The organism is Lederbergia ruris (genome assembly GCF_018332955.1).
Classification (GTDB): domain Bacteria; phylum Bacillota; class Bacilli; order Bacillales; family Bacillaceae_C; genus Lederbergia; species Lederbergia ruris.
Genome location: NZ_BORB01000003.1, coordinates 178,923 through 191,584, shown reverse-complemented (window position 1 = coordinate 191,584; position 12,662 = coordinate 178,923). Strand labels below are relative to the sequence as shown.

Sequence of the window (12,662 nt, the reverse complement as noted above, 5' to 3'; positions counted from 1 at the left end):
CAAGGTCTACCGATACAATGATTTGTTCCTTTGTTTTTTTGTTGTTTAATGTAATATTTTTTTCGTAGGAGAAGTGAATGAAATACTTTTTTCCTTTTTTCACTAATGTAGGATTGTTTTCTTTCCAATCTGAAATATTTCTCTTTTTAAAATTCTTATCGTTGATGGTTACATCGATCCAAACCCAATCATTCTTTAAGAAAACTTTTAATTTTACTTGATTGGTAGATGTTTTTTCATACATATTTGTTTTATAAAAAACTGGAAAAGCTTCGTGATCAATAGATAGAGTAGGTGGTTTCTTTTTAAATCTCTTGCCACCCGCAAGAGCGGTTGATTTTTCCTTTACCCAATTTTCCAGATTGGATTTGTAACTACTCACAATACCGAAAGCTTTGGAAATAGCGGATCTTCTAAAATAACTAGGAAACTTATAAAAAGTGGTTGTGAAATCATATTTAGGAGAAGGGTTGCTTTTTGTACGATGTATCAGTTTTTCAACAAGAACCGTTACTTCTTTTGTTGTTAAACCGTTTAAAGAGTCCCACTCTTTATTGATAACATCAACAATAAAAGCTAACGCTCTTCTGTAAATCTCTAGGGTGGGATCAAACGTTTTTGATCCGTGGGAGATTACCTTTGTTGAAATAGTTTTTGTTTGTTTCATCGAGCAACCCTCCTTCCCTTTTTTATGTTATACTCATTATATAATAAATTAGCTGTTGGCTCAATAAGGAGTGCTATAAAATGCAATATAACAGAAATAGACATGCTGTATATAAACTCACTTACCATTTAGTTGTTGCCACAAAATATAGGCACCCTGTCATTAACGAATCCGTAAAAAAGCGCCTTGAAGAAATCGATTGTGATTTGTTTTCTAAGTGGAAATGCGAAATTTTAGAAATAAATGCCGAAAAAGACCATCTTCATATATTATTTGATGCTCCTCCGCAAATTCATTTATCGAATACGGTCAATAGTTTTAAAACCGTGACCTCCAGGTATATACGAAAAGAGTTCGAGGAATATCTTAAACCCTATTATTGGAAACCGTATTTTTGGAGTAAAAGCTACCTTCTGCTTACAACAGGGGGAGCACCGATATCAGTAATAAAGGAATATATCAAAAATCAAGACCGCGAAGGCTAACCCCCACTAAATGCGGCGCATTTTGAAGGGGACTGCACCTTCGATTTTTTGTTCAATGAACCATTCGGAACTCCATGCTCTCAGAATGTCGCTTAAGAATTCCCCTGTCAATTAGACAAGAAGCCCCTTCCATCAAATATTCTCCTGCTTCAAGGCATCGATTATATTTTCCTTTTTCACTTTGGCACTTGAATATAACATCGCAATGCTAACAATTAGGAAAACAGCTATCACTGCGTATAACAAACTTAACCACGGAAGCGTAAAGACATAATCAAAACTATTCATCAATGCCCGATACATGAGATACATAATAACAATACTAATCGGAAGTCCATATAACAATGCCTTGATTCCGTAAAAGATACTTTCATAATTAATCATTTTATTAAAGCCTTTTGGCGTCATTCCCATTGATTTCAGCATCGCAAATTCACGTTTTCTTAGAGAAATACTTGTAGAAATTGTATTTAAGATATTTGCAATAGAAATGAGCGTGATTAAGGTAATAAAGCCATAAGTAAAGACGGACATGAGTAAAATCATTTGTTGATTATCTTGTCTATCTTTATAGTAATTCTCTACATAATGGCGAATATTTTCTATTTCTTCGATCTGCTTCTGAGTATCTATAGGGTCTTTACTTTTTAAATAAAGGGATGGAGAATTTTCCTCTTCTACTAAAACCCCATCACCTAATTGATTCAAAGTAGATTCAGAGACGATTAAAACAACATTAATAATTCCACCGTTGTCGAATACCCCCATTGGTTTCTGATCAGTCAATGCTGCAATTGTGATTTGGTCTAATTTTTCTTCTTTCTCTGTCTCCCAATCTTCAGTGTTCAGACTTAGTTTGTCCCCAACTTTTGCGTGTATGTTTTTTGTTTCCACATACCTCCCCGCTTCTTCATCCTCATATTGAATGGTATTGATTGCAATCGCTGATAAACTATTTTGGAGTTGTTCATAATTCGCTCCAACTTGATCAGCATAAGACTTTAGGCTTTCGTCATTCAGAGCGTAAAGGTTGATATAATATTGATATTTACCATCCTTAAACTGTTCTTTAAAGTCGGCCGTTGTCTGCAACTGGTCTCCTGCCATATCTTTGTCTACCCAAGAGGTGATACTTTTGCCAGGCACATCCTTTATAATGTTATACTCTGTCACATCATCCATTGATACAATCGATTGAACAAACTGGTCATCTCCCTCATGCCCTAATTCGATATAGATATCATAATCGGCACCACCTACTTGGGAAAGTTCAAGGGATTTCTTCAGATTATCTGTGAAGAAGGAGACAGAAAGAAATAGAATAATACTTATCACTAGGGAAAAAACAGTTGCTTGATATCTACGCTTATTTCTTTTTAAATTCTTTAAGCCGATTTCCGCCTCCATTCCGAACATTTTCCGAACAAGCTTGGAGGTTTTTACCGCTTTTCTCGTTAATTTCAAATCCTTTGTTTGGCGAATCGCATCAATCGCGGAAATGCGCGAGGCTCTTTTTGCTGGAATAAAGGTTGAAATGAATATCGTTAAAATGGAAACGAGTACAACAACCAGGATCGATCCAAATGTCACCGTTACCTCTAGTTTCTCACTTATGCCGAGAGCCCCTTCGATCATCTTATTGATGAACATAAAAGTAATCCCCATTCCGACAAGGCCGGCAATAATCCCAATAGGAATACTAGTAAGGCCAATTACCGCTCCTTCAAAAAAGACGGAATTTCTTTTTTGCGTTCTTGTGGCTCCAACACTTGAGAGCATACCCAAATGTCTCGAACGCTCGGCTACAGAAATAGCAAAAGCGTTATAAATCAAAGAAACAGAGCCAACAATAATGATTGTCATAATGATCGCTGATAAAGTATAAAGTGTTGTCCGCATGCCCCCGTTTTTTATTATCCCGGAATAATTCAATAAGTCATAATTGAATTCGTATTGTTGATCTTCAATTTTATTGGCTTTAGCGAACTTCTCTGTATCAGCAAAAAGAGAACCTTTTAGCTTTTTTAATACAACTGATGTATTAACTTCCTTCATTTTTTCTTGATCAAGATAGGAAAGAATTGTATAGCCAGGTGCCCAGGGTTGTTCCCAAGTTGGCCGTTTGATCGTCCCGACAACTGTATATTCTTCCGTCTTTAAATCTACTAATTTTTCCTCACTCTTACCATTTTGATCAGTCATATAAGAGAAGGATTGATCCAATGGTTCATTGATTTCTTCATCAAGGGCATGGCGCTTTCCAACATCAAGCTTTAAGACATCACCGATTTTATAGTCTACGCCAGCCCCTTTCTTAATCTCATCTGAAATCACTACTTCATTTGCCTTTTGTGGATAACGCCCTGAACTCAATTCAATCGGGAATTGTGCAAAACCTTTTTCATTATATTCTTTTATAAACAGATAGGGCTTGTACGGATCCTTACCACCTTCCAAAGTGGCATAGCCACGATCTTTCGATAAAATGACTTCTTTTGTATTAGGATCTTTTTGCACGGCTTCAAGCTGTTTTTCGTTCAAATCGTGATAAAGAACATGCCAATTCCCTCCCTCCGCAATCGTTTGTCTTTTCAGCAAATCCATAAAGGAAACGCCGATCGTAGCAACAGCGGTTAACATCGCGACCGAAATAATGACACCAATAATCGTGACAAGTGTTCGCCTTTTATTTTGTTTTAAATGTCTGATTGTCAATTTGTTGACAATATTCATGGACGAACCACCTCATCTTTGGTGATGTGACCATCCTCAATGGCAATCACTCGATCCGCTTGCAGGGCAATCCGCTCATCATGTGTAATCACAATCAATGTCTGGTTGTACGTTTTATTAAACATTTTTAAAAGGTCAATGATTTCACTACTATTCTTGCTATCTAGATTCCCTGTGGGCTCGTCCGCCAGCATTAAGGCTGGGTTACATATTAACGCTCTCCCAATCGAAACCCTTTGTTGTTGGCCGCCGGAAAGCTGATTCGGTAAGTGATTTAGCCGTTCTTCCAATCCAAGGCTCCTGACAATATCATTGAATTGTTTTTTATCCACCTTATGACCGTCCAGTAAAAGGGGTAAAGTAATATTCTCTTCAACAGTAAGCACCGGGATTAAATTATAAAACTGATAAATAAGTCCGATTTGCCGGCGCCTAAAAATCGCCAATTGTGTTTCATTCAAATCATAAATATCCGTGTTGTCGACAAAAACCTTTCCACTTGATGGTCGGTCCACACCGCCAAGCAGATGCAAAAGTGTCGATTTCCCAGAACCAGATGGCCCAATAATCGCCACGAACTCACCCTTGTTAATGGACAAGGAAACATCGTCTAACGCCTTAACGGCGGTCTCCCCTTTTCCATACATTTTAGATAGATGCTCAATTCTTAAAATTTCCATCGTAAAACCTCCATCGTTTTAACTGTTATCATTAGTCTATCTATCTAAAATGACTTTCAGGTGACTATTAAGTGACAAATTCGTCACTTTAAGAAGATAAGTTTATAGGGTTTGCATTGTAAAATTTGGCGTTGCCATAAATCAGGTGCTTATTTATCCATTATGGGTTTCTTTGCTTCTTTATGGGTTTCTGCTGAACCTTATGGGTTTCTCCGATCCTTTATGGGTTTCCTTCACATTTCCTGATTCGGCAAAAATCATATTATATAACCTGTTTGTACATTTTTATATGAAATTTTGTGCCTTTACCTACTTCACTCTGTACATCAATGGAACCGCTTTGGCTTGTGATGATGCCGTGGGCCATGGCGAGTCCAATCCCAACACTCTCTTCACTTCCGGTTTTTCCTTTGTAAAAGCGTTTAAAAATATAAGGCAGATCTTCCTTCAAAATGCCTTTCCCGTTATCTGCAATCACGATTTCCGTAAAAAGGGCATTTTCTCCAAAGGTAATCGTGATGGCCCCGCCAATCCTCGTATGTTCTACACAGTTTTTCAGAATGTTGATTAACGCCTCCACTGTCCAATTCAGATCGCCTTTAAAAGATACTTGTGGGTCACCAGTGACGGAAACGGTTTGCGCTTTAATATCCATAGGAATCAGAACAGGCTTTAGAGACTTTTGAATCAATTCCTTTACATTGACCTGGTCTTTCTTAAAAATCACCGTACCAGCATCAATTTTCGATAATTTCAATAAAGAGGACACAAGCCATTCAATTCGCTCTAGTTGGACTTGAATATTGTGAACAAATTCTTTTCGTTTTTCAAAAGGCAAGTCATCATCACTTAATAAATCCGCCATCACGGTCATAGAAGTGATGGGGGTTTTCAGTTGATGAGAAATATCCGAAATGGCATTCGTCAACCGAATTTTATCCTCTTGTAAAAGAGCCCTCTGTTCCGATAACATTAAGGTCACTTTATAAATTTCGCTTTTTAAAATACTTAACTCGCCTTCACGATTATCACGAACATCGAGAGAATAATCTCCTGCGCGAATTTTTCGTAAATACTCGGACAATTTTTCGATCTCACGATATCGCCAGCGAGTCATAATAAAGCTGCATCCCAACAATAAAAGGACTGTCATAAAGATCGTGATCACTGCGGCGGGAGAAATAAAACTCCCGATTACAACCGCGATGATACTAATACATCCCATCCCCCAGATGAAAATTTGAATTTCACGATTACGAAACATCTTTAATCCCCAACCTTGTATCCTAAACCACGAATGGTTTTAATCATTTTTGGTTTTTGCGGATCATCTTCTAATTTTTCACGCAGTCTTTTGATATAAACTGTTAATGTATTATCATTCACAAAATCCCCAGCCACATCCCATATTTGCTCTAGGAGCTGATTGCGCGATAGAACTTGGCCAATATGATTGGCGAAGATTAATAACAGCCGGTATTCCAGCGCGGTCAAAACTATTTCCTCACCATTTTTATATACCTTTCCTTCTAGAAGATGAATGCGGATATTCTCAATGTCAATGAATGAAGTTGACTTCGGCTGCTTTTGATATCGGCGTAATACAGATTTAATCCGCGAGAGTAATTCGCGAATCCGAAATGGCTTTGTGATATAGTCATCCGCCCCCATATCTAGTCCCATCACGACATTCACTTCGTCGTCAATCGCGGTTAAAAAAATAACAGGGAGATCCGCATCCTGCTTCGCCAACTCGCATAATTCATAACCACTTCCATCTGGCAAAGATAAATCGAATAGACATAAATCAAATTCATGTCGTTTTTCAGTTAAGAGCTTTTTTGCTGATGTAGCATCATAGCATAGCTTCGTTGAAAATTGCTCCTGCTTGAGTGAGTATTCTAATCCTGATGCAATTGTTTTATCATCTTCTACAATTAAAATATTCATATATTCACCAGTCCTGTCCCACTTCATTATTTATGAAAATATTCACTTTCTCCTAGTGCAAATAAATCGTTTCATATTATAATAAAGAGTAGAATACAATATTAAAAAATCGGTGTGTGCCATGTCAAAGTAATATGGCCTCACCCTATAGTCAAAAAGAGGGGAAAAATTGAATAGAAGAATTCTTAGTAAACAAATAAAAGGTTGGATCCGAGAAATAATGGAGACAGTCCAATTACCTATGCCTATTAAACAACGATCTACAGGGGTCAATATGAGTTATAACTTCTTAGACAATCTTATTTCCTTTAACCCGACACGTTTAATCCACTCTCATAAAGAAATGTGTCAATCAATTCCTTTTAGAAGTTTTGTTCAAACCTTGACACTTCATGAATTAGGACATTCTCTTGACCGTGATGCTCTCTTTGCCTCTATCCCAAAATCCTATCATATTTATCAAATAAAAAAAGCCCATCCTTACTCAGAAAGAAGGAAAAATATGGAGCTTTTTCAATGGGATCTTGAAGAGCATGAAATGAACTACGTTTTTGAAGAAACAGCCTGGCTTAACGCTCGCACACTTAATCAAATCTATCAAATTGTAGATTGGCCGATAATGGAAGAAGTAGAATGGAACAGCTTACTAACCTATACAGCACAGTATAATCGTGATTTGTTAATCTATCATAAACTGAAAGTGGCTATAGTAGAGCCAATCGCTATTTAAAAACTTCTTTTGCAAGCTGATTTTCGCTTCGATTTCTTCTATCGCTTGTTTTTTATGATGAGAAGGAAGCTTGCCCCTTTCAGTATAAAAAGAAGATGTCTCATCGGTCAAATTCACGATGATGGACATCTTCCCTTTACTCTGATTCAAATCCGAAGATCATTCAATTAACTTCCTTATTGCTTTTGCTACGCCATCCTCTGAATTTGTATCTGTTATATATCGACAAACCTCTTTAATCGCTTGTTCAGCATTTCCCATTGCAAAGGAATGTCCAACTATTTCAAACATGGAGAGATCATTATAATTATCCCCGATCGCCATTGTATCTTGAAGGGAGATTCCTAATTTTTCCGTCCATTTTTTCAAAGCTATTCCTTTTTGTGCTTCGCTATGACCCACTTCTATATTATGGCGTCCAGAAGAAGTAACATGAATGCCTTCAATTTCTTTCAATCGCTCGCTTACTGTTAATAATAAATCCTCATCCATAGAAAAGGCGAGGAATTTGTAAATATGACAATTCTTAGCTAGAAAGATTTCTTGATATTGATCGACAACCCGAAGAGAACTATGTGTAAATCGCCTTTTCACTGAATCACGGATTTTATCCACATCCTCTGAGGGGTCGGCTGTATGATAAATATCTACAAGGGATTGGATCCCTAACTCTTCATCAGCTGTAAAAGTCCCTTCAGGTGTGTACAATTCGAAATACATGCCCACTTCGTCAAATACTTTGGCTACTTTTTCAGCCGTTTCTCCATCCATCCCAATAGAATAAAGGATATCCCCTTTACTTGAGCGAATTTCCGCCCCATTCACACAAATAGCCGCACAATCAATTTCTTCTTTATCTAATACATAGCGCGCTTCTTCCCAAGATCGTCCTGTAGCTACTAAAAATTCGATGCCCTTTTCTTTCGCTAATTGGATCGCCCGCTTATTTTCCGCACTAATCAACCCTTGTGAATTTAATAATGTCCCATCCATATCTGATGCAATACATTTTACCATGTTTCAAGCTCCTTTAATCCTCTTATCAAATAATCATAGCGAATCTAAAGCAGCAATGCAAAAATCCAAAATATCTTCCATCATCTACTTTATCATTCCTTTACAAGTAATTTCTTCTTTTCATTATATTGCCAGTATGATTATGTGGATTTATTAATAAATATACATTAGAATAGAGAAGTAAATTTATAGATATGAAAGGTGAACGTTTTGAACAAGAAGACTTTTTCGTTAGGCAATTTTCTATTATTTTTAATTCCATCTTTAATTGGGATTTTTCTATTTATGATTCCTATTCCTTCTTCTGAAGGGGTAACCATTCCAATTGCGGTTTTATCTGATCTTATTCAGGATTTAATCGGGCCAGTTATTCCAGCTATTATGGTTTGGATTCTTTTATTCTCCTTAATTGGCACAATCATCGCAAAAACAATAAAACCAGCTTTTATAAAAAACTCCCCCTTCTTTACTAATTTATTTGACGTCCATCCTATCTGGGTGGTCGCTAGAATACTCGCTTTTATTTTTGCTGTTATGGTCTATTTTAAGATTGGGCCTGAGGCAGTATGGTCTAAGAGTACTGGAGCCAATTTGCTATATAATTTATTGCCGGTTCTTTTTGGGGTATTTCTTTTTGCTGGCTTATTATTACCTCTTTTATTGAACTTTGGTTTGTTAGAGTTATTTGGGGCTTTAATGACGAAGGTTATGCGACCGATTTTTAAATTACCTGGTCGTTCTTCCATTGATGCTTTAGCCTCGTGGCTAGGAGATGGTACAATTGGCGTGTTGTTGACTAGCAGACAATACGAAGAAGGTCATTATACAAAACGAGAAGCAGCGATTATTGGGACAACTTTCTCCGTTGTTTCGATCACGTTTAGTATTGTCGTCTTAAAACAAGTCGGATTAATGAACTATTTTGCTCCTTATTATTTTGCGATTACTTTGTCAGGTGTTGTTGCTGCGATTATTTTGCCACGCATCTGGCCGCTCTCCAAGAAAGAAAATACGTATGCAAATGGGAAAGAACAAGATGATACGTCCGAACTTATCCCTGATGGATACAGTCGACTGGGCTATGGTTTGGAACAAGCGCAAATACAAGCGAAAAAAAGTAGCAGTGTGAAAGGATTTCTTTCAGATGGATGTAAAAACATTATCGATATGTGGTTGGGTGTGACGCCTGTCGTTATGGCGCTCGGCACCTTAGCTCTTATCATTGCAGAATATACGCCGATTTTTCAATGGCTGGGGTTACCATTTATTCCTATATTACAAGTCCTAGGTATTCCCGAAGCGCAGGCGGCTTCCCAGACTTTTGTAGTCGGTTTTGCCGATATGTTTTTGCCAACTATTTTAGCTGACGGAATTGAGTCTGACATGACTCGTTTTGTCATTGCGGGCGTTTCCGTTACACAGCTCATTTATATGTCTGAAGTGGGCGGTCTGTTAATCGGTTCAAAAATCCCTGTTAATATGAAGGATTTAATCGTGCTCTTCCTTCTCAGGACGATTATTACCTTGCCGATCATCGCCGGCATTGCCCATATTATTTTTTAAATAAGAAAAGCGAAGGAGCCGATGTTGACTTATCGTAGGAAGGCACCGAAAGTTTGCTAGTCGCTGGGCGCTGGAGCTGGATCCAATATTAGCCCAAATTTATACTTTATTATTCTTTAAAAAAAGCTGGACCTATGAAATACTCATGGGTTCAGCTTCTTTTTGTATTGTTACTCTGTCTTTTGAGCTTTCTGAAGATAAGCGCGAATCATGAAATAGCTAATGTCTTCAGGTAATAATTCCTTTATCGGGGTTAATCTCGTTGTCTCGGCCTCATTTACCGCCTTTGCAATCAGTGGCTCAAATTCATGTGGAAGGAATTGATCCCATTGAACGGTCAGACCTTCTTGATCACATTTTACAATATGACTTTCTACGGTTCTTGTAGAAAGACCGCGTTTCGCCGCGATCTCCGGAATGTCCATCCCCTCTAGCAATAATTGGTATGTTATCTGATGGCTCGGTTCTTTTGAGCCTTGGGAAATGACCTCTTTTTCCATTGGGGGTGGAGAAAAGGCTTTTCTTTCGATCCCCTTTTCTTCACAATATTGTTGTATGGCCTGAAGAAATCTCTCCCCATAGGCCTCTAATTTTCGTTCCCCTACCCCTTTGATTTGCATAAATTCTTGATCATTTAATGGTAACCGCCCACTCATTTCTTTTAATGAAACATCAGAGAAGATAATATAGGGAGGAACCTTTTCTTCTTCTGCAATTTCCCTTCTTAATTGGCGCAGACGTTCAAACAGCTCATCATCTTCTACAATTCTAGAGATTTGTACTTTTTCTTTACGTAAAACAGGTTCTTTCCCCTTAAGAATATCGCCAGCTCTTTCCGTTAACATCAGGATGGGATAGGTACCATCTGTGGGTTTTAAATAGCCTTCTGCAGTTAAAAAGTCAATAAACTCATTGACCTCTTTTTGTGATTTTTCCTTCATAATCCCATAGGTTGATAGGTTCTGAAAGCCAAAGTTTTTCACCTTTTGACTAGCTGATCCTGTTAACACTTGGGCAACCATTGTTTTCCCAAATCGTTCCTTCATTCTACGAATACAGGAAAGTACCATCTGGGCATCCCTTGTTACATCAATTTGTTCACGTTCATCTGTGCAATTGCCGCATTTTCCACATTCGGGTGGGTCTTCCTCTCCAAAATAATGAAGAATGTATTGTTGCAGGCAAGATTCCGTATGTCCATAAGCGACCATTTTTCGCAATTTGCCGTATTCATTTTCTCTTCTCTGTTCATCCATATCGGATTGCTCAATTAAAAAGGATTGAATATGGGTATCTTGGGGAGCAAACAAGAGAATGCAATCACTTTCTTCCCCATCTCGGCCCGCGCGCCCAGCCTCTTGATAATACGATTCCATATTTCGCGGAATATGGTAATGAACGACAAAGCGGACATTTGATTTATTAATCCCCATCCCAAAAGCATTTGTCGCAACCATCACCGTTACATCATCATATAAAAATCGTTCTTGCTCTTCGTTTCGTTTTTTTTCTGATAAACCTGCATGGTATCTGCCTACTAGTACCCCTCTTTTATCCAATAATTGATAAAGCCTGTCTACCTCTTTTCTTGTGGCCGCATAAATAATACCGGATTGTCCTTGATTTTTCTCCAGATAATCCATTAAAAAGCGATCACGATCCTGCCCTTTCACGACTTGAAAATGAAGATTTTCCCGTTCAAAGCCTGTCATGACAACATTTTCATCTTCAATATGAAGAAGCTCACAAATATCTTGCTGAACTTGTGGGGTGGCAGTTGCGGTTAAAGCAAGGACTACCGGTTTAGGTTGAATATCATTAATCAAACGTTTGATTAGTAAATAGCTAGGGCGAAAGTCATGTCCCCATTGGGAAATGCAATGCGCTTCATCAATAGCTAAGCAAGAAATATGAATGCTGTCCATGATTTTTCTAAAAGAAGCAACTTCTAATCGTTCAGGTGCAATATAGACAAGTTTATACTCACCGTTATAAACATCGGCAAGCCGTTGCTGGATTTCATCATTAGAAACACCGCTATTAATATAGGTTGAAGGAATACCGGCCTTCTCTAGGGCATCAACCTGATCTTTCATTAATGATATTAGCGGGGAAATCACAATGGTCACACCCGGTAACATCATTGCCGGAATTTGATAACAGATGGATTTTCCCCCACCTGTTGGCATAATCGCAAGTGTATCCTTTCCCGTTAAAACCTTTTGAATGATTTCCTCCTGCCCTTTTCGAAATTGATTATATCCGAAATGGGTTTGAAGCAATTGTTTTCCTTTGGTCAACAATGAACGACCCTCCAATTAAATAGATAAGGATAGTATACCAAAAATAAGCCTTCCTTTTCAGTTTAAGGATCGGCATTGCGGGGAATATAGGAATTGACTTTTATGTGGACTTTTATTGGAAGAATAAAGTTTAGGTTGATCTTTGCTCAGATCTTCACTCTTTTTTTAGCACAGTTTTTAGGGTGTAGACGGAAATGATCAGGGCAATAATGGATATCGATAAAGCGAGCCATAACATACACATAACCTCTTTTCTTGTAAATTTAGAATAATTATTATATACTAAGAGTAGAATATGGGTAAGGAATAGAGAGGGGAAACCCCCTCAAAAATCCTTAGATGTGTTTTGAGACTTTCGCTTTGCCGAGCGAGGGTCTTTTTCCTTTCTTCGGCTGTTTATAATTGCGACAGTTAAATTAATAACAGCAACAATTAGATTCACAACAGACGTTAGGGAAATTAGCACATCCTCCATACCTACTCACCCCCTTTCATCAGGGGATATATAGTATAGCCAGTCCGACAATGTTCGTC

General features: G+C 37.9%; 10 protein-coding genes and 1 pseudogene. 3 read left to right on the top strand and 8 right to left on the bottom strand.

Features of this window, described 5'->3' with window-relative positions; all coding sequences use genetic code 11:
- Positions 1-667, bottom strand: a pseudogene (locus KI363_RS03285) (RNA-guided endonuclease TnpB family protein); the annotation flags it as partial.
- Between the two features lie 80 nt (positions 668-747).
- Between KI363_RS03285 and tnpA the strand changes: the two are divergent.
- Positions 748-1,152: an IS200/IS605 family transposase gene (gene tnpA / locus KI363_RS03280; protein WP_212965492.1), complete on the top strand. Its 405-nt coding sequence runs from the start codon at positions 748-750 to the stop codon at positions 1,150-1,152.
- 132 nt (positions 1,153-1,284) lie between these two features.
- On the opposite strand, the gene KI363_RS03275 is transcribed toward tnpA, so the two are convergent.
- From KI363_RS03275 to KI363_RS03260, 4 genes are all read right to left on the bottom strand, one after another.
- Positions 1,285-3,885, bottom strand: a complete 2,601-nt coding sequence (locus KI363_RS03275) for an ABC transporter permease (RefSeq protein ID WP_212965491.1) — start codon at positions 3,883-3,885, stop codon at positions 1,285-1,287.
- Complete coding sequence (locus KI363_RS03270) at positions 3,882-4,565, bottom strand: ABC transporter ATP-binding protein (RefSeq protein ID WP_212965490.1); 684 nt, start codon at positions 4,563-4,565, stop codon at positions 3,882-3,884. The genes KI363_RS03275 and KI363_RS03270 overlap by 4 nt, the downstream gene beginning before the upstream one ends.
- A 262-nt stretch (positions 4,566-4,827) precedes the next feature.
- Positions 4,828-5,829, bottom strand: coding sequence for a sensor histidine kinase (locus KI363_RS03265; RefSeq protein WP_212965489.1), 1,002 nt, complete (start codon positions 5,827-5,829; stop codon positions 4,828-4,830).
- 2 nt (positions 5,830-5,831) lie between these two features.
- Positions 5,832-6,515 (bottom strand): response regulator transcription factor, encoded by a 684-nt coding sequence (locus KI363_RS03260; RefSeq protein WP_158320650.1) that lies wholly within the window; start codon positions 6,513-6,515, stop codon positions 5,832-5,834.
- 169 nt (positions 6,516-6,684) lie between these two features.
- Between KI363_RS03260 and KI363_RS03255 the strand changes: the two genes are divergently transcribed.
- Complete coding sequence (locus KI363_RS03255) at positions 6,685-7,245, top strand: integrase (protein WP_212965488.1); 561 nt, start codon at positions 6,685-6,687, stop codon at positions 7,243-7,245.
- A gap of 159 nt (positions 7,246-7,404) precedes the next feature.
- Here the strand turns inward: KI363_RS03255 and KI363_RS03250 are convergent, their stop codons facing one another.
- Positions 7,405-8,262: a Cof-type HAD-IIB family hydrolase gene (locus KI363_RS03250; protein ID WP_212965487.1), complete on the bottom strand. Its 858-nt coding sequence runs from the start codon at positions 8,260-8,262 to the stop codon at positions 7,405-7,407.
- A 285-nt stretch (positions 8,263-8,547) separates the two neighbouring features.
- Between KI363_RS03250 and KI363_RS03245 the strand changes: the two genes are divergently transcribed.
- On the top strand, positions 8,548-9,825 hold the full coding sequence (locus tag KI363_RS03245) for a YjiH family protein (RefSeq protein ID WP_158320780.1): 1,278 nt from the start codon (positions 8,548-8,550) through the stop codon (positions 9,823-9,825).
- A gap of 170 nt (positions 9,826-9,995) precedes the next feature.
- On the opposite strand, the gene recQ is transcribed toward KI363_RS03245, so the two are convergent.
- Both recQ and KI363_RS03235 read right to left on the bottom strand, forming a co-directional pair.
- Positions 9,996-12,128, bottom strand: a complete 2,133-nt coding sequence (recQ, locus tag KI363_RS03240; RefSeq protein ID WP_158320647.1) for a DNA helicase RecQ — start codon at positions 12,126-12,128, stop codon at positions 9,996-9,998.
- 325 nt (positions 12,129-12,453) lie between these two features.
- Positions 12,454-12,603 carry a hypothetical protein gene (locus KI363_RS03235; RefSeq protein WP_191967333.1) on the bottom strand — a complete coding sequence of 50 codons (150 nt, stop codon included), beginning with the start codon at positions 12,601-12,603 and terminating at the stop codon, positions 12,454-12,456.
- Positions 12,604-12,662: the final 59 nt, after the last annotated feature.